Origin of the sequence: Streptomyces sp. XM4193 (assembly GCF_023072595.1) — a bacterium.
Classification (GTDB): domain Bacteria; phylum Actinomycetota; class Actinomycetes; order Streptomycetales; family Streptomycetaceae; genus Streptomyces.
Genome location: NZ_JALLGK010000001.1, coordinates 371,750 through 388,091, shown reverse-complemented (window position 1 = coordinate 388,091; position 16,342 = coordinate 371,750). Strand labels below are relative to the sequence as shown.

The 16,342-nt window shown below is 68.0% G+C and carries 16 protein-coding genes and 1 tRNA gene; 6 read left to right on the top strand and 11 right to left on the bottom strand.

The features are described 5' to 3' along the window. Positions 1–26: 26 nt before the first annotated feature. Together MTQ01_RS24780 and MTQ01_RS01590 are read left to right on the top strand one after the other, a co-directional pair. Positions 27–158 carry a hypothetical protein gene (locus tag MTQ01_RS24780; RefSeq protein WP_282613119.1) on the top strand — a complete coding sequence of 44 codons (132 nt, stop codon included), beginning with the start codon at positions 27–29 and terminating at the stop codon, positions 156–158. Between the two features lie 15 nt (positions 159–173). Next, the gene (locus tag MTQ01_RS01590) at positions 174–359 is read left to right on the top strand and encodes a hypothetical protein (protein WP_247486481.1); all 186 of its coding nucleotides are present in this window, start codon (positions 174–176) and stop codon (positions 357–359) included. 153 nt (positions 360–512) lie between these two features. Here MTQ01_RS01590 and MTQ01_RS01585 read toward each other — a convergent pair whose 3' ends face one another. The 4 genes from MTQ01_RS01585 to MTQ01_RS01570 all read right to left on the bottom strand — a co-directional run bounded on the left by MTQ01_RS01585 (position 513) and on the right by MTQ01_RS01570 (position 4,343). Then, complete coding sequence (locus tag MTQ01_RS01585; RefSeq protein ID WP_247486480.1) at positions 513–1,217, bottom strand: hypothetical protein; 705 nt, start codon at positions 1,215–1,217, stop codon at positions 513–515. A 1,753-nt stretch (positions 1,218–2,970) separates the two neighbouring features. Next, entirely contained in the window at positions 2,971–3,492 is a 522-nt protein-coding gene (locus tag MTQ01_RS01580; RefSeq protein ID WP_247486479.1) for a phosphoribosyltransferase, read from the bottom strand. A 4-nt stretch (positions 3,493–3,496) separates the two neighbouring features. Beyond that, complete coding sequence (dcd, locus tag MTQ01_RS01575; RefSeq protein WP_247486478.1) at positions 3,497–4,072, bottom strand: dCTP deaminase; 576 nt, start codon at positions 4,070–4,072, stop codon at positions 3,497–3,499. Positions 4,073–4,163: 91 nt separating this feature from the next. Next, positions 4,164–4,343: a hypothetical protein gene (locus MTQ01_RS01570; protein ID WP_247486477.1), complete on the bottom strand. Its 180-nt coding sequence runs from the start codon at positions 4,341–4,343 to the stop codon at positions 4,164–4,166. A gap of 866 nt (positions 4,344–5,209) precedes the next feature. Here MTQ01_RS01570 and MTQ01_RS01565 point away from each other — a divergent pair. Both MTQ01_RS01565 and MTQ01_RS01560 read left to right on the top strand, forming a co-directional pair. Further along, entirely contained in the window at positions 5,210–7,351 is a 2,142-nt protein-coding gene (locus tag MTQ01_RS01565; RefSeq protein WP_247486476.1) for a hypothetical protein, read from the top strand. Positions 7,352–7,356: 5 nt separating this feature from the next. Beyond that, positions 7,357–8,997, top strand: a complete 1,641-nt coding sequence (locus MTQ01_RS01560) for an ABC transporter substrate-binding protein (RefSeq protein ID WP_247486475.1) — start codon at positions 7,357–7,359, stop codon at positions 8,995–8,997. A 193-nt stretch (positions 8,998–9,190) separates the two neighbouring features. On the opposite strand, the gene MTQ01_RS01555 is transcribed toward MTQ01_RS01560, so the two are convergent. The 3 genes from MTQ01_RS01555 to MTQ01_RS01545 form a co-directional block, all read right to left on the bottom strand. Then, positions 9,191–9,418, bottom strand: coding sequence for a hypothetical protein (locus MTQ01_RS01555; RefSeq protein ID WP_247486474.1), 228 nt, complete (start codon positions 9,416–9,418; stop codon positions 9,191–9,193). 29 nt (positions 9,419–9,447) lie between these two features. Next, positions 9,448–9,624 (bottom strand): hypothetical protein, encoded by a 177-nt coding sequence (locus MTQ01_RS01550; protein ID WP_247486473.1) that lies wholly within the window; start codon positions 9,622–9,624, stop codon positions 9,448–9,450. A gap of 143 nt (positions 9,625–9,767) precedes the next feature. Further along, positions 9,768–10,061, bottom strand: coding sequence for a hypothetical protein (locus MTQ01_RS01545; RefSeq protein ID WP_247486472.1), 294 nt, complete (start codon positions 10,059–10,061; stop codon positions 9,768–9,770). 216 nt (positions 10,062–10,277) lie between these two features. Between MTQ01_RS01545 and MTQ01_RS01540 the strand changes: the two genes are divergently transcribed. Both MTQ01_RS01540 and MTQ01_RS01535 read left to right on the top strand, forming a co-directional pair. Then, positions 10,278–10,598 carry a putative quinol monooxygenase gene (locus MTQ01_RS01540; protein ID WP_247486471.1) on the top strand — a complete coding sequence of 107 codons (321 nt, stop codon included), beginning with the start codon at positions 10,278–10,280 and terminating at the stop codon, positions 10,596–10,598. Beyond that, positions 10,595–11,833, top strand: a complete 1,239-nt coding sequence (locus MTQ01_RS01535; RefSeq protein WP_247486470.1) for a helix-turn-helix domain-containing protein — start codon at positions 10,595–10,597, stop codon at positions 11,831–11,833. The genes MTQ01_RS01540 and MTQ01_RS01535 overlap by 4 nt, the downstream gene beginning before the upstream one ends. A 49-nt stretch (positions 11,834–11,882) precedes the next feature. On the opposite strand, the gene MTQ01_RS01530 is transcribed toward MTQ01_RS01535, so the two are convergent. From MTQ01_RS01530 to MTQ01_RS01515, 4 genes are all read right to left on the bottom strand, one after another. Then, positions 11,883–12,566, bottom strand: coding sequence for a hypothetical protein (locus tag MTQ01_RS01530; protein ID WP_247486469.1), 684 nt, complete (start codon positions 12,564–12,566; stop codon positions 11,883–11,885). Between the two features lie 565 nt (positions 12,567–13,131). Beyond that, a complete protein-coding gene (locus MTQ01_RS01525; protein ID WP_247486468.1) occupies positions 13,132–13,566 on the bottom strand; it encodes a hypothetical protein in 435 nt (144 codons plus the stop codon). 566 nt (positions 13,567–14,132) lie between these two features. Then, positions 14,133–14,220 (bottom strand) — tRNA-Ser (locus tag MTQ01_RS01520). 115 nt (positions 14,221–14,335) lie between these two features. Continuing rightward, on the bottom strand, positions 14,336–15,952 hold the full coding sequence (locus MTQ01_RS01515; protein ID WP_247486467.1) for a S1C family serine protease: 1,617 nt from the start codon (positions 15,950–15,952) through the stop codon (positions 14,336–14,338). Positions 15,953–16,342: the final 390 nt, after the last annotated feature.

The following is a 16,342-nucleotide window of genomic DNA, read 5'->3' as shown; positions in this document are numbered from 1 at the left end:
CGCCGGGTTCTCCCGAGGAGAACAGCGTGTCCAGGTTCAAGCGGAACGTCGCCCACGACGAGTTCAAGGAGCCCGTGGGCAATCTCATTGCCCGGCTCGTCCTCCGGGAACAGCAAGAGAGGGCCGCCACAACGGCTCTGCCGACCGAGGAACGGTGACCCAGGGAGGAGGAGTTGGAATCGCTTCTTCTCGACATCGCCCAGCTCATCGAGGCGGAGAAGGCCAAGACGAGCACCGTCTCCACGTTCCTTCAATTCCTCTCCGGCAAGGAGCGTGAGTGGGACGTCCTGAAGCTGGAACGAGCCCGCTTCTACAAGGAGCGGAGCAGGCAGAGGCCAAGGGCGACACGGTCAGCCTGACCGAAGCAGAGGCATTCGACCTCCCCACCGAACGACAGCGGGAGATCACCTGCGCAGCCTCACAACCGTGATCTTCCACTTTGCAGGACAAGGCAGGAGGAAGGTCGACCTGACCTGATCGACCCGGTTTGACGCTGACCTGGAAAGCCCGATTCAAGTGGCCCGCTTCCTACGACAGATAGAAGTGGGCAACGCGTCGGGCCAGTCGTGGCGGACCCACCCGGTCTCGTCATCCCAATGCAGAACGTGAGTGGAATCCGCCAGAGAGCCGACCCAGACTCCGGTCACCCCATCGGGCAGTTCTGGATCACGGGCAGGCAGCAGGCTGTGCCGTGTAAGGCGATTCCAGGCCGGCGCCCGCATCCACGTGAGCCAGAAGAAGACTTCTCGCCGCACACGGCGGGGATTCACTCGATTCAGCTTCGCCGCCAAATCGGGATGAAGTAAGAACTCAACCTCCAGCAGGTCCACAAGGTCAGTGCCCGCATCCGCCTTCTTGGCCTTGGGTGGAGATGGGAGTCGTTCCCGCCAAGTCATTGCCCTCGCAAGATCGATCCTCTTGGCCACCTCCTCCCGCGCACGTTTGACGATCTCGAATTCAGAAAGTTGATCAGCAAACAAGGATCGGCTGACTTCCACTTCCCTCTGTTCGTCCTGTGATCGCCGACGCTCCAGATGCGCAATGAATCCGGGGTCGAACGACCACTGCACGGGGCCCAGCTCGTCGGACTCGGTAGTCTTGGGCGCGGGTTTCCGTCCCTCCTTGGCCTGCTGCTTCCTCTCCAGTCGTGCCGCCTTCTTCCTGTCACCCTCTTCATCAGCCGTAGGCATGGCGTCGTACCCATAGAGCACCGTCACGCTGATCGCGCCCGTTCCGTCACTCGATATTGCCTTCGCGGACTGAACACCCGCTCGACGCAACTTCCCGTACGGGCAACCAGAATCATGGAAGGGGTCTGAGGCACATGGACTCCCCCACATAAGATCTGAGACGCCCCGCCGTTCAAGCTCAGCAAGCCCAGATCCGACTCTTTCGAGAAAGTCCGGGGAGCCGCGACCCTCCTTCCCTTTACGTGGCGCCTTGACCTTGGCCGTGCTCTCGACCAGAACGAGCCAGTGATTTCGCAGCGATGGCACTGGCTGCGGACTGCGATACGGCGCCCAGTCTCGTGAGTTCCGTTCAGCAACTCTGCTGGTGGCGAGCGTGACTTCCAGTGCACCTGTCTGCCCTACGTGAAAGTCGTACCGTCCGTTGACAGCTGTGCTCTCGTCGTGGAATTCATCGCAGCATTCAGAGCAACTGTCGTAGGGTTCAAGCCGTTGCCCGGTCACGCATTCCACGATGCCGGCGGCGTGGAGCTCACTCTCACTGGAGCCACGTGCCATCACGACCGCCCAGGTGAGGTGTGAGACTCCCAGGGAAGCGAAAGCCCTGCGGGAAGCTGAGAGAGAGTCAGCAGAAGGTCCTCACGACGAAACTCGATGCCAGCTGCCAACAAAGCCCGTACATGGCTTTCGAGAGCATCCAGGAGGCCGCTGGGCAAGCCGACCGCGACAGGGATCTCCCAGGCGCCTTCCAGCAACGCGTCAAGCTCGTGGTCTTCAACGGGCAGGTGCACATGAATCGACCACCGGTCGACGGACCTCATGGGGCCCCGAACCGAACGGCCACGCCTGCCCAGAACGCGGTTCCCAGCCAGCTGGAGCGCCCGCATGACAGCCATCTCTGACACAGCGACCAACGCGACACGGCCGTGCTGTTCCAATCCTCAGCCCTTCTACCAGACTCCTCCTCCATCGTAAGGATGCCGCTCTGGCGGGACGATCGGTTTTACAGGTACGAACTGACGTCGCAATCACGTCCTGCGCGAGCTGTCCGGCCCGAGCGGTTCGCTGACATCCTGTCCGCTGGAAGCGCTTCCCTGATCACGCTCGGGTCCCCGCGCCAGACGCTTCCGCATCCAAACCACCTCGCCCTTCGCACTCTCATTCTTCACCCGGCGCGTCGTCGCTTCGATTGTGGTGATCACCGCGAAGGGATCGCCTCTCTTTTGAGGCGATCGGTGTTGGCCAGGTCCTGGTGGACCTCATTGGCAAGGAGTTCTTCGCCGGGGCGGTAGCCCGGAGCACGGTAGGGCCAGGGGCTTCAGTGACGAGGCTGGTGTTCTCGTCGAAGGCGGGGTGGCCGGCGCGGGTACAGGCCGCGTCTGCCTGGGCGCTCCGCCATGCACGACGTACCTCGCGGAGCGCGCTGAGGGAGGTCGAACAGGTACAGGACTTGGTAGCGAAGCAAGCGAAGACGCGGGTGGGGCGAACGTCTTCCGCGTCGGACTTTCCGCCGAAGAGTCCCGCCTTGATCAAGTGGTACGTGTCTGCGGCGTGGACGCTGGAGAAGGACGGCAGTCAGGAGGCCGCCCGGCGGTTGCCGCAGGTGGTGAAATGTCGGCCTGTGGGATCGTCGGCGGTCGGTTAGGCGCGGACCACGGTGCGGGTGGCGGCATCGAGGGTGACGGTGTGGCCGACCAGTTGAGCGGACGGGGCGCCACAGACGTTGCGGACATGCTCCCAACAATCGGGTGCTGAGCCGTCGGGGCCTGCCGCCGCGCCAGGACTACAGTGCTTCCAGGTTCGGCTTGGCCGGCTCTCCCGACTTGCTCACTGGAGGCAAAACCGACCAGGGGAAGTTGATCCACTCGTCCGTGCGCTTCCACACGTACTCGCACTTGACCAGCGATTCGGGCTTCTCGTAGATCACCGCGCTGCGGACGTCGGCGACATGGCCCTCGCAGAAGTCGTAGATCAGCTTGAGCGTCTTGCCGGTGTCGGCGACGTCGTCCGCGATCAGGATCTTCTTCTGCGAGAAGTCGACCACGTTGGGGACGGGGGCGAGCATCACCGGCATCGGGAGCGTCGTGCCCACCCCGGTGTAGAACTCCACGTTCACCAGGTGGAGGTTCTTCACGTCGAGCGCGTACGCGAGGGCGCCGGCGACGAAGACACCGCCGCGCGCGACCGAGAGGATTATGTCGGGCTCGAAACCGTCGTCGGCGATCGTGTGGGCGAGGTCGCGCACCGCGCCGCCGAAGCGCTCGTAGGTGAGGTTCTCGCGCTGGGGGTCGTTCGTCGCGGTCACTGCGTCACACCTGCGTCCGGTGGAAGTTGAGGAAACTGCGCGAGGGGGTCGGGCCGCGCTGGTCCTGGTAGCGGGACCCGTACTTCTCCGAGCCGTACGGGAACTCCGCCGGCGAGGTCAGCCGGAACATGCACAGCTGGCCGATCTTCATGCCCGGCCACAGCTTCATCGGCAGCGTCGCGACGTTGCTCAGCTCCAGCGTGACGTGACCGCTGAAACCGGGGTCGATGAAACCGGCCGTCGAATGGGTCAGCAGGCCGAGCCGCCCGAGCGAACTCTTGCCCTCCAGCCGGGAGGCGATGTCCTCCGGCAGCGAGACGACCTCGTAGGTGGAGGCCAGTACGAACTCGCCCGGGTGCAGGATGAACGGCTCGTCGCCGTCCGGCTCGATCAGCCGCGTCAGATCGGGCTGCTCCACAGCCGGATCGATGTGCGGGTAGCGGTGGTTCTCAAAGACCCGGAAGAAGCGGTCGAGGCGTACGTCGATACTGGAGGGCTGCACCATCGACGGGTCGTACGGGTCGATCCGCACCCGCCCCGCGTCGATCTCGGCCCGGATGTCCTTGTCTGAGAGAAGCACGGGACGAGCGTACGCGCACGACAGGGGCCCGGCTCAACCGGCCGGGCCCCTGTCCGGGTGGAAACGCTCGTACGTGAACGCGTACGTGAACTCAGTCGCTCTCTGCGGACCGGTGGCGCACGGGTACGGCCTGCCGCAGCCGCGCACACTGCGGACACCTCAACAGGCGCCCGGGTCCGATGCGTTCACTGCCGAGCTGCTGCATGGGAAACGTGGCGGTACGAAACTCATGACCCTCGGCGCAACGGACGACCGTGGTGGTGGCTGCCATCGATTCCCTTCCCCAGGCACGGAACACAACAAAAGCCACCATAAGGGAGAAGACAGACTGCCTGTCACATCCACCCACCTCGACCACCGGAACACCCGTCCACCCAACCCTCCGACCACCGTACGCCCACCGCGCCGCCCCGGGCTCGCACCGGCCCGGCACACCCCAACCAGCCCCGCCCGACCGACCCTTGACCCCCACCGACCGCAGTTCACACAGACCCCACTACACGCACGAATCCCACGACACGCACGAGTCCCACGACACACGCCAGCCCCTCAATTCCCCTGAGCCCCCGAATTCCCCAACTCGCGCTCCACAGAGGGAAACGCGCACAACTCCAGAAACGCGCAACGGCTCACCGAAATTGTTTCCACTGTCCACACGAAGCCGCACGAAATCCCGCCGAAACAGCCCCAATCACCAAACCGACCCACCGAGGCGCCGCTCCATTCCATTGGCCGACATTCACAGGCCACGCAAGAGACCGCGCACCACAGACGGAACCACCAGCCGCGCACCCGCTCCCCCGCCCCGACCCCACCCGTACCGCCACACCCCCGGCCACCCGGCCCCGAGCCCGCGGCTCCCCACTCCCGACCCCACCCAGCACCCAGCACCCAGCACCCCACCCGGCACCCGGCACCCCCACCCGGCACCGAAGCCCGGGAACAACACCCTTGATCAATAGCGAAAGCACCACCACCGAAACGACCAGACGGAATTCATAACCGGAACTCCACCGTCAACTTCCCGCCGTGCCGCAAGAATTGCCGTTTCCCTGACAACAGCTCTTGCGCTCCGTTAACCTCCACCCACCACATCGGCCACCCGCTTTCGGGCGGTAGAGCATCCACGGGGGATGCGTGTACGAGGATCTCGGCTTCGAAGAACTCCTCGCCGCGGACGGGTTCTTCGCCCGGCTGTTTGGCCGGTCGCCCACGGGCGCCGACTGCAAGGCGCTCTACGGGCCCGACCTGCCCGTGGTGCTGCTCACCGGCGGCCCGGGGATGGGCAAGGGGCGGTTGCTGCGCACGGTGCACTCGCGGTTCGCCCGCCAGGTGCCGGTGATCCATCTGGACTGCGCCTCACCGGTGCACGCCTTCCGGGCCCTGCCCGAGCCCGGTGCCCGCTCCGCGGCGACGGAGGCGCTGGTCGAGATCGCCACGCTCCTGCACACCTGGCGGGGAACCGGCGGAGCGTTCAGCTTCCCGCGGTGCTTCGCGGGCCTGGCCGTGATCGCGACCGGTGTCGCGACCGACACCGACTCGGCGGTCAGGGCCGAGGTCGACCGGTACGAGAAGCTGATCCAACGCCCCCGGCTGCGCGGCCTGGGGACACGCGACTTCTGGCACGGCTCGCTCCTCGGCGCCGTGCGCAAGATGCTGGAAGTGCTTGCCGGGCAGACGCTCGGCCCGTACGGAGCCGCCGCTCTCACCGGACTGCTCGATGTGCTCTTCGAGCGCCTGACGCCCCGCGGGGAGGCGGAACTCGCACGCATCTACGGCGAGTACCCCGGCGCCGCCGGCCAGCCCAGGCACGGACTGCACCGGCTCGCCGCCGACTTCCGGTCCGGCGACGAGCGGCGCGAGGACGCGGAGCGCTTCCTCTTCCGTGCACTGCGCGAGGACCTGGAGGCGGCGTACAACGGCCTCGGCGGCTGGCTCGCCCGCGTCGGCCGACCCGGGCTGCTGCTCGACCACGCCGAACAGCCCCTGGGCGAACAGCTGTTGCGCGGTGTGCTCACCGACCGCCGGGACGGGCAGCGCGACCGCGTGGTGGTCGTCGGCACCGCACGCCGCGCGGACGGTGGCGACTTCCTGCACGGAGGTCTGCAGCCGAGGGAGGTGGCGACGTTCCGCCCCGCGGACGGTGTTCCGCCGGAGTGGTCCCGCCGCAGGGACCCGGAGGAGGACCGCGGCCCACTGTCGGCCGGCGTGCTCATCCTGCGGATGCCCTTCCTCACCGGCGACCGGCTCCGCCGCGCGACCGAGAGCATCCAGCTGGGCGCGGAGCGCGAGGGCGGCGTCCACCGCCGCCGGGTCACCGCTGCCGTGGCCCAACTGAGCGGCGGACGGCCCCACACGGTGATCCAGCTGGCCACCGCCGCCGCCGACCACCGGATGGAGGCGGACGCCAACGACCGGGCCGTGCTCGACGCCGTGCTCCGCCGCCCGGACGGCACTTCCGAGCGGCCGGTGACGGACGTACTCCTCCAGGAGCTGGTCCTGGACCAACTGCCCGTCCAGCTGCCGGACGAGCACCACAACCAGTGGCTCGACCTGCTCACCCATCTCTCGGCGGCGCACGATCCGGAGTGCGCGGACGTCCTGCTCCGCCACCACCAGGCCGGACGCGTTCTGCGGCTGACCGCGCACGAGGTCGCGCGGCTGCTCCACGACACCGGATGGCCCAGCTGCACACGGCACTTCATCGGCGACTTCGGCCTGCGCCAACTGCTGGTGCACCGGCTGTACGGCCTGGAACCGGGCGGCGCCGCCTGGTACGCCGACCACCAGCTGCTCCGCGACCACTACGCCGGCAACGATCACAGCGGCGACGCCTTCCGGTCGGCGACGTCCCACCGGATGAACCACCACCTCGTCTCCGGAGGCGTGGACGACGTCGCCCGCCACCTCGCCGACGCGCTCCCCACCGACCCCCGCAGCTGGTGCGAGGAGCTGTTGGAGATCGCCCAGGCGCCCTACCCCAGCGAGGCGGACGAACGCCGCGAACGCGCCCAGGGACTCGTACGGATGGACGGGCCGCCGCTGCGCCGCACCGTCGACCAACTGCTGCACGCCGTATGGCTGTGCGAGGAGCGCACCACCGCGACGGGCGGCGAGATGGCCCGCACTCTGGAGCAGCTGCTCAGGCAGCTGTCGTCCCTCGACTTCGACGGCGCCGGGGAGTTCGGCCCGACCGCGACCGGATGGAGCCACCTGGCCGCGAACGAGCAACCGCTGCTCCGCTGCGACTGCACCGACCAGCTCGCCCGACGGAGGTAGCGACGATGCCCAGCCCTTTGCCCAGATGGAACCGGCTGCCCAGATGGGGCAAGATCCTCTACGCGCTGACGTCGACCGCGGCGCTCCTGGCCGCCCTGGTGTACGTCGTTCCCGAGCTCCGGAAGCCGGACACCTGCCACGACGGCATCGAGAAGATCGACGACCAGTGCATCGGGGTCGACGGCGCCGGCTACGACTTCGGCACCTCCGAGATCAGCGCCGTCGCCGAGGCCATCGCAGCGGAGAACGAGAAGATCGACGACACGCCCCATGTCACGGTGGCGGTGATGCTGCCCCTCCAGTCGCAGGCGGCGGGGCTCCGACGGCAGATGCGCAGCGACCTCCAGGGCGCGTACCTGGGTCAGCGGCAGTCCAACGCGGGCGACGGCAACCTGCCCAAGATCCGTCTGGTGCTGGCCAACCCCGGGCGCAACTACGCCCATCAGGACAAAGTCGTGAACACACTCCTGGACATGTCGAAGTCCGACAGCGACAACCTGCGGGCCGTCACCGGCTTCAACCTCAGCCTCGAAGCAACCAAGAAGGCCGTGGCACGACTGACGGAGAACGGCGTGCCGGTACTGGCCTCAAGGATCACCGGGGACGACATCGCCAACGTCGAGGGAGCCGAGCAGCAGCGCTTCCCCGGCCTGGCCCGAATACTCCCCACCAACAAGAACGCGGCCAAGGCCCTGGCGAGCTTCAGCGGCGAGGAGGGCCGCGAGAACGCCAGAACGGTCCTGGTGCACGACACCCGACGGGACACCTACAACGATTCGCTGGCAAGCGCGTTCCGCGGCATCGAGGAAACCGGCCCGGCCGGCCCCGCGGACATGCCGTTCACCTCACCGGCGATCGACCGGTCCGGCACGACCGGCAGCCAGTTCAAGCAGATCGCCAACAACATCTGCGACTCCAAGGCCGACACCGTGTACTTCGCGGGACGCACCCGGCACCTCCGGATCTTCGCCCTCACCCTCGCCGGACAGACCTGCGCAGACCGCCACTTCACCCTGATCAGCGGCTCCGACGCCGCCTCGCTGCGCCAGGGAATGAGCAAGAAGAACTGGGCGGAACTGCGCGGCGAGGACGGCAGCGCGAAGGTGACGGTCCAGTACGCCGCCCCCGCCCACCCGGAGGCCTGGGAGACAGAACTGAGCGAGTGGATCAAGGACTGGAAGAAGACCAACGACGGCGAACCCCGCAAGGGCCAGCTCCCCCAGTACCTCACCGAACCCAAGGCGGCCCTGGACCAACTCGAAAAACTCATCGACGACACGGCAGCGGAGGGCATCGACCTCGGCTCCGTCCCGGACCTCGACGACTCACGCACCATGCTCGTCCACGACGGCGTCCTCACCGTCGGCACCGCCCTGCACAAGGTCCAGGGCACCGACGAGACCAGGGTCCCCAGCCTCACCGACCTCAGCCAGCAGTGGTCGAAGCTCCACTCGCGACACCGCATCAAGGGAACGAGCGGCCTCATCTGCCTGACCAGCGACGGAAACTCGTACAACAAGCCCGTCTCCGTGGTGCGGCTGCACCCGGGCAAGGACGGGGAGGGAACCCTGAAGTTCGCCGGTCTGGCCTGGCCCACCGGCAAGGAACAACCGGAGAACTGCGTCATCCCCAGCGACACCCCGTAGCCGGCCGACCTCCGGACGCCTCTCGGGCGGCGTCCAGGGCAACCACCCCTTGAGCAACCGCCCCTCAGTGAGCGCCACTTGGACGGACAGCAACCACCGGAGAAAGGCCCTGCTCTGACCGCCAGGCGCCCTGCGACCGCCACGCGAAGCCGATCCGCAGGACACCGGGTTCCCCGTACGCGCCGAGGACACGTCACCCGCGAACGTCCGGGCTGTGGCCACGGGTGACGGTGTACTCGCCGTCCAGATCGACCACCAGCAACTCGCCGGTGTGCAGCCGGAGCTGACGGCCGCCGTGCACGGCACGGATGTCCGTGATCCGCCGTGCCCGGCCGCCGATGTCGATGACGTCGCCGCGCCGTACGGTCTTGGCGGTCACAGTGAGCACGTCGTACGCCCCCGCACTCGCACCATCAACCACGCTCCGGCTCCCGGGACTTCTGGGCCCGGTCATGCCGTGTCCTTCTCAGCCGCGGTGACCTCCTGGAAGAGCTGAAGCACGCTGCGCAGACTGCGCTTCAGCGAGGTGAAGTGGTACGCGAACTGTTCCGCACCGGCGCTCCCGAGCGGCAGCTCCTCCGCGAGCGCCAACTGCTGCTCGGCGACGATCACGATGGCCTGCTCCATCCCGCTGCGCGTCGGCCGAGCCGCCCGTGTGCACGCCTGACACAAGCCCAGACGCACAGAACCCGCGCACTCCGCGTCCGACTCATGGCTCAACTCGTGGGCACAGAGGACGCAGTGCCGTACACCGGGCCCGTCGGGGAAGTTCATACGCACGCCCCGACCAGCACGACGTACGGCCGTTCCCGAAGCAGCCGGCAGAACGCCCTATCCTCCCTCCGGTCCTCCCGCTCCTGCGCAAGGACGTAGGGCCGCACCAACAGGCAGTCGTCACCGCGCAACGGCTGAACACCCTTCACCGGCCGGTCGCGCAACGGCTGATGGCGACGCAACACACGCACCCCGCGGCCCGGTTGAGTCGGCAGGGCAGGAGGCTGCCCGAGCCGGTCGACCCGGCGTCCGGCTCTGCGGCTGACCAGCCGCTGGACGAGTTCGAGCACGTTCGGTCAGCTCCTTCTCAACTCTGCGCCACCCCCGGATACCGCCGGGCGCCGCCAAGGCACACCTGCCTGCGCTGCGGACGTCCTGGAACGTTGCCGATCGACTGGCAGCTTCACTGCGAACGTAGTAACAGTTTTTCTGCGAGTCAAGCATTTCTGTTAGTAGCAGTGACGCTGAAGTTCTGCGACTCTGTTGCGACAGAGAGGAGCGCGGCAATGAGTGATGCGTATGGCCTGGTCGTACGGTTCGAACTGCACGACCTCACCGCCGCTACCGGCTTCGATCAGCTCGTCGCGCAGACGCGTGTCGGTATCGAGGAGTCGGAGCCCGGAACCCTCGCGTACGTCGTTCACGAGGTGCCCGATGAGCCGAACGTTCGCGTCTTCTACGAGCTCTACGCGTCCCGTGAGGCGTTCGAGGCCCACGAGAATCAGCCTCACGTCCAGCGGTTCCTGCGGGAGCGCGGGCAGTACCTGGCCGACACCCGGGTGACCTTCCTGACCAGTCCGAGCGGAAAGGCGCCGATGCTGCCGTGAGTTCAGAGGAACGACGGGCGTTCGGAGGTCGTATCGCACACCTCAGAGAGCAACGAGGCTTCACCCAGAAGGAGTTGGCGGCGGAGATCGGCCGCACGGCGAGCTGGCTCTCGCAGGTCGAACGCGGAGTGCAACCCGTCAACCGCATCGACGTGTTGAGGATGCTGGCCAACGGCTTGGGCGTATCGGTCCAGGAGATTCGTCCCGACGCGCCCGCCGAACGGATCGCGGTCGAGAGGACCGCCCCCGAGAGGTCCAACGACCTCGACCAGGCCCGGCTCCTCATCTCCGGGCACCCGGTGCCCGAGGTTCTGCTCGGCCCCACGGGTGCGGGAACCTCCGCGTCGGTCGATCAGCTCTCCGTCGCAGTCGACCACGTCTGGGAACTCACTCACGCGAACCGATTCGCTGAACTCAGCGCTGAGCTCGGGCCACTCGTACCTCGGATCGAACGAGCGATGCGGACCGCCGCGGCCGACCAACGACCGGCGCTCGCCTCACTGCTTGCCCGCACGTATCAGGCACTCGCCGCAGCCTTCGTTCGACAGGGTGAGGCAGACGCGGCGTGGGTTGCGGCAGACCGGGCGATTCGTTCCGCAGAAGAGTGCGGTCAACCTCTCGAGGTGTTCGCCGGAGTGTTCCGGCTCTCTCAGGCATTCGTCCGACTGAAGCGCTTCGACCAGGCAGAACACGGCGCGACAACGGCCCTCAACGCTCTGGAACGGTACGCCGCTGACCGTGACGAGCCGGAGGCACACTCGGTTACGGGAGCGTTGTTCCTCGCGCTGGCCCTGGCGCACGCTCGCGCGGGCGAGCGAGCCAAAGCCCGTGCAGCGTTGGACGAGGCGAAACGCGTGGCAGACCGTCTGGGCGAGGACCGCAACGACTACAACCTGGAGTTCGGCCCCACGAACGTCGAGATCCAGGCCGTGTCCCTGGCAGTCGAACTCGGAGACGCGGGCGAGGCAATCGACCGGGGCACCCGAATCGACGCCTCCGAGCTGTCCAACGAGCGGCGTGCCCGCCTGCTCATGGACCTGGGCCGGGCGTACACACAGCGCAAGCAGTTCGGCGAGGCGCAGGCCGCACTCCTTCAAGCCGAGGAGCTGTCACCGGAGTTGATCCGCACCCACCTGGCCGCCCGAGAGACGATCCGCGATCTGACCCTCGCAGCGGGCCGCTCAGCCGGCCCCGACCTCCGCGGCCTGGCAAGCCGAGCAGACGCCCAACCCTGACCGTTCGAAAACAACTCCCGTCCGGGACGCGACCGCTGGGGCGACCGGGTCAGCTCCCCTGCCAGATCACCGCATCGAAGTTGCGGTGATCTCGACCGGCACCGCTTGAGCCACGCTCGATGAGCTTGAGCCGGGCGATGTTCCCCTCACTCGTCTGCACACACAGCACCACGTCCTTCACCAGCTCCTGCTCCCCTGCCCCGGCCGCCGTCACTGTGTCCGCGCACTGCTGGAAATCGGGGAGGGTGTCCGCAGGGCCGGCCCACAGAGAGACAACCGAGCCGTGCCCGCCGATGATCTGGTTCGCGAACGTCATGTACAGATCGCCGGTGTCGGCGTATCCGACTGCTACTGGCTGTCCGGCGTCCAGATCCTTGGGGCTGTGGTCGAGCAGAAGCGAGCCCTTCCAGAGCTCGGTCCCGTTCGCAGAGGACGAACCGGTCGACGAATCCGGGCTCCTGCTCGAATCCGCCGACTGCTCGGGTTCCGGCGCGGAGTCCGATTCGGGAGCGGATGACGTTGGACCGTCGGACGGGGCCGCCGCTCCGCCGTCCTCGTCCGACGAGGCAAGAATCGGAACCAGAACGGTGATCAGAGCCGCAGCAAGCGTCGCACCGGCCGCAATCCACGCTGCCCGCTGGTGCCGACTGAACCAGCCGTCGTCGCGGCCGTCGGGCGGACTGTCACCTTGACCGGGCCGGTTGGCACGAGATCGATCGTCGTCGTCCGTCACGTACTCAAGCACCCCCACAGCAGCCACGTCACCGATGTCCGCCGCGGCGCAGCAGCCGAGCTCCGTTGGTTGCCCAACTTCAACTCACAACGCCACGACAGTAGTTGGCCCATACCCAGCCCACAGAGGAGTAGGCGAGCAAGCCCACCTGCCAGTTGGGACCGCCTGCCCCCACGGCAGCACTCCAGCCGAGAGCGCCGGCCCCACCTACGCAGGCCGGTGGCCGGTGGCTGGCCCACAGAGACTCATTGCAGCGAGAACTGAGCGAGCGCAGGACGAGACCCTGCAACGCCGAAGGGGTGCCCGTCATGTCATGGACGGGCACCCCTTCAGAGGCGCTTTGCCTATCGGGCGGAGGCGGTGGGATTTGAACCCACAGTGAGGGGTTACCTCACCGTGGGTTCAAGACGGATGACAACTTACTGCCCCTGTAACAGTTGACCTGCTCGCATGCTCTGAGACGACCTTCTGCCCGTTGTTTCAGCCCACGCATGGCCCGCCAGGGGCCTCTGGCCAGAGCTACGCCCGACCACCGAGCAGGCCGCCCACCGACTCCGGCTTAACACTACGAGGTGACCTTCACGACGTCAGAGCACGTAAGGCCGACGTTGTTGTTTCCGATGCATGCCCAGAACGTGTACACCTTATCCTCAGGCAGATTGCGCTGAGCGGTGTCGGTGTACGGGGAGTTGTGCCCAGCTGTGTTGGCAATCAGGTACGGGTTGGCGGTCACGTAGCCCGAGATGCCATGGCCGTCCGCTTTGACGTCCGACGCGGTCAACTTGTCCCCGTTCGCCGTCCACTTCACCGTGCCGGCAGTGGAACCACCCGTCTTGACGGTGATGGTGCGCGAGCCGTCGCCCTGAAGGCTTCCGATGCTGAATGTTGCGGACGGTCCCGCATAAGCGGAACCGGCACCGAGCATCGAAGTCCCACCCGCCAGAACGGCGGCAGTCGCGAACACCGTAAGGGCGCGCTTGCGAATGGAAGCGTTCATCATTCCCCCCCAGGAAAGTTTTGCGCTCAATTCGCTAACAACCCTAGCCGACCGCCCACCCGAGGGGTAATCGCTTTTAAGTCATACAGACCCGAACACCTCGCGACACACTGCACGGCTGTGGAAGACGGTTGTTCCGGGCGGCTCAAGGCGGCCGGGTGCGATCCACCGAGTATTGCGAGCCGTCGGACGCCACGCGTCGCACGGCCCTGTCGGCATGGGAAGCGGCGCCCCCTGGCCTCGGTGCCCTACTTCCTGCGGCACGCAGGCGTGTCCCTGTGCATCAAGTCGGGCTCAACCCGGCCGAGGTGGCCGAGAAGGCGCGCCACAGCATCGCCGTGCTGTACCGCTTCTACGCCAAGATCCTCAAGCGCGACCAGGCCAGCTTCAACCGGCTCAGCGCTCAGGGCCTCGCCGAGGAACAGCCCCCAGCCTCTGGCCCACAGATGGCCCACACGCACTGGTCAAAGCCGGTACAGGGACGAGTCGGGGTGCGACAGGGTGAACGCAGAAGAGGTGCCCCTCGACGAGAGAGCACCCCTTCTGAACCGCATATTCTACGACCTGGGCGGAGGCGGTGGGATTTGAACCCACGGTGAGGGGTTACCTCACGACGGTTTTCAAGACCGTTCCCTTCGGCCGCTCGGGCACACCTCCCGGTATCGCCGCGCGGGCGGTACGGCGACAGCTTAACTCGTCGGTCATCGGCGGGTGTCCGGCGGTTGTCGTCGCCGGGCACCCGCCGCCGGGAGGGTGCCGGGAGGGTGTCCGGTCAGTCGCCGGTGCGCTTGCCGAGGGTGATGGTGGTGGTGTTCTCGTTGCCGTTGCGCTCGTACGTCAGCTTGACCTTGTTGCCCGGCTTGTAGGTCCAGATCTCGCTGATGAGCGTGGGCCCGCTGTCGATCTGGGTGTTACCGAGCTTGGTGATGACGTCGCCGCCGCGCAGGCCCGCCTTGTCCGCGGGTCCGCCGGAGATGACGGAGTCGCTGCCGTCCTCGGCCTCCTCGATGACCTCGGCGCCCTTGCCCTGTCCGCGCATGTCGACGGTGGCGCCGATGATCGGGTAGACGGGTTCGCCGGTCTCGATGAGGTTCTGGGCGACGCGCTTGGCCTGGTCGATGGGGATCGCGAAGCCCAGGCCGATGCTGCCGGCCGAGCCTCCCATGCCGTCTCCGGTCGACTGGATCGCGGAGTTGACGCCGATGACGGCGCCGGAGTCGTTGAGCAGCGGGCCGCCGGAGTTGCCGGGGTTGATGGAGGCGTCGGTCTGGAGCGCGCTCATGTACGAGGCCGCGGAGCCCTCGCCGTCGCTGGAGGCGACGGGACGCTTGAGCGCGCTGACGATTCCGGTGGTGACCGTGCCGGAGAGGCCGAACGGGGCGCCGATCGCGACCGTCGCGTCGCCCACCGCCACATCGCCGGACTTGCCGAGCGGCAGCGGTGTGAGCTTGGCGTCGCCGGGGTTGCGGAGCTTGATGACGGCCACGTCGTAGCCCTCGGCGCGGCCGACGACTTCTGCCTCGTACTTCTCGCCGTCGGAGAAGACGACCGTCAGTTCCGCGTCGCCGTCGCCCGCGGCCACCACGTGGTTGTTGGTCATGATGTGGCCCTGCTTGTCGAAGACGAAGCCGGTGCCGGTGCCGCCGCCCTGGGTGCCCGTCCCGCCGTTGAGCTGGATGGTGACCACGCTCGGCAGCGCCTTGGAGGCGATGCCGGCCACCGAATCGGCCGCGCGGTCCCCGGCGTTGCCGGGCGCGGAGACGGTGTCGGGGGAGCTGCCCGAGGAACGGTCGGCGGCCCAGTAGCCGACGCCACCGCCGATGCCGCCGGCCAGCAGCGCGGCGGCGAGGACGGCGGCGACCAGGCCGCCGCGGCCCTTCTTGCGCTGCGGCGGCGGTACGGGCGCGCCCCAGTAGTCACCGCTGTCGCCACCGCCGCCGTACGGACCGCTGCCACCGTGACCGCCGTGGCCGCCTGCGCCGCCCTGGCCGCCGTAGGTTCCGTCGCCGGCGTACGGGCTGTCGGCGCCGTGTGCGCCGGCCGCGCCGCCGTACGTGCCGCCGGGAACGCCTCCGCCGTACGTACCGCCCGCGCCGGCGCTGTAGGGGTTGCCGCCCTGGGTGCCGCTGTCGCCGGAGTGGCCGGTGCCGGCGTACGCGCCGCCTGCTCCGCCGTACGTTCCGCCGGAGGCGCCGCCGTACGGAGGCGCACCGGTCGTGGGCGCACCGGTCGTGGGCGCACCGGAGGTCGGAGGGCCGGGGACCGGGGAGCCGGCGGCGCTGGGTGGCTGGGCGGCCGGTGGGTTGGCGCCGGCCGCGGGGTTCACCGGAGGCAGGTGCTGGGTGGGCGCCTCGTCTCCCGCACCGCCGCCGGACGCGGGGGCGGACACGGGTGGGGCGCCTGGAGCTGCCGGTGCGCCGGGAGTCGTGGGCGGCTTCGTCAGGCCGACCGCCCCTTCGCTGCCGGGCCCGCTGCCGGGCGCGGTGCCGGCGTCGGCGGGAGCGCCGCCCGGGGCAGGTTCGAACGGTGAAGCGGGTGCGGAGGGCGGAGGAGCGGGGAGGCCGGAGTCCTCCGTACCGCAGACACCGCCACCGCCGGGCGCCGGCGTTCCGGCTCCGGGCTGCTCTCCCGTGCCGCCTGCCGACCCGGTGGCCGGAGTGCCGGGAGTGCCGGGAGCGGCGGGGCCCGCCGGAGCGGCTGCGGGTGGTGCCGAGTCCGGGGTGACGCGCCGCAGTTGGGTGGTGCCTCCGGGAGCCCTACGGGCGGGCGGGGGCGTCTC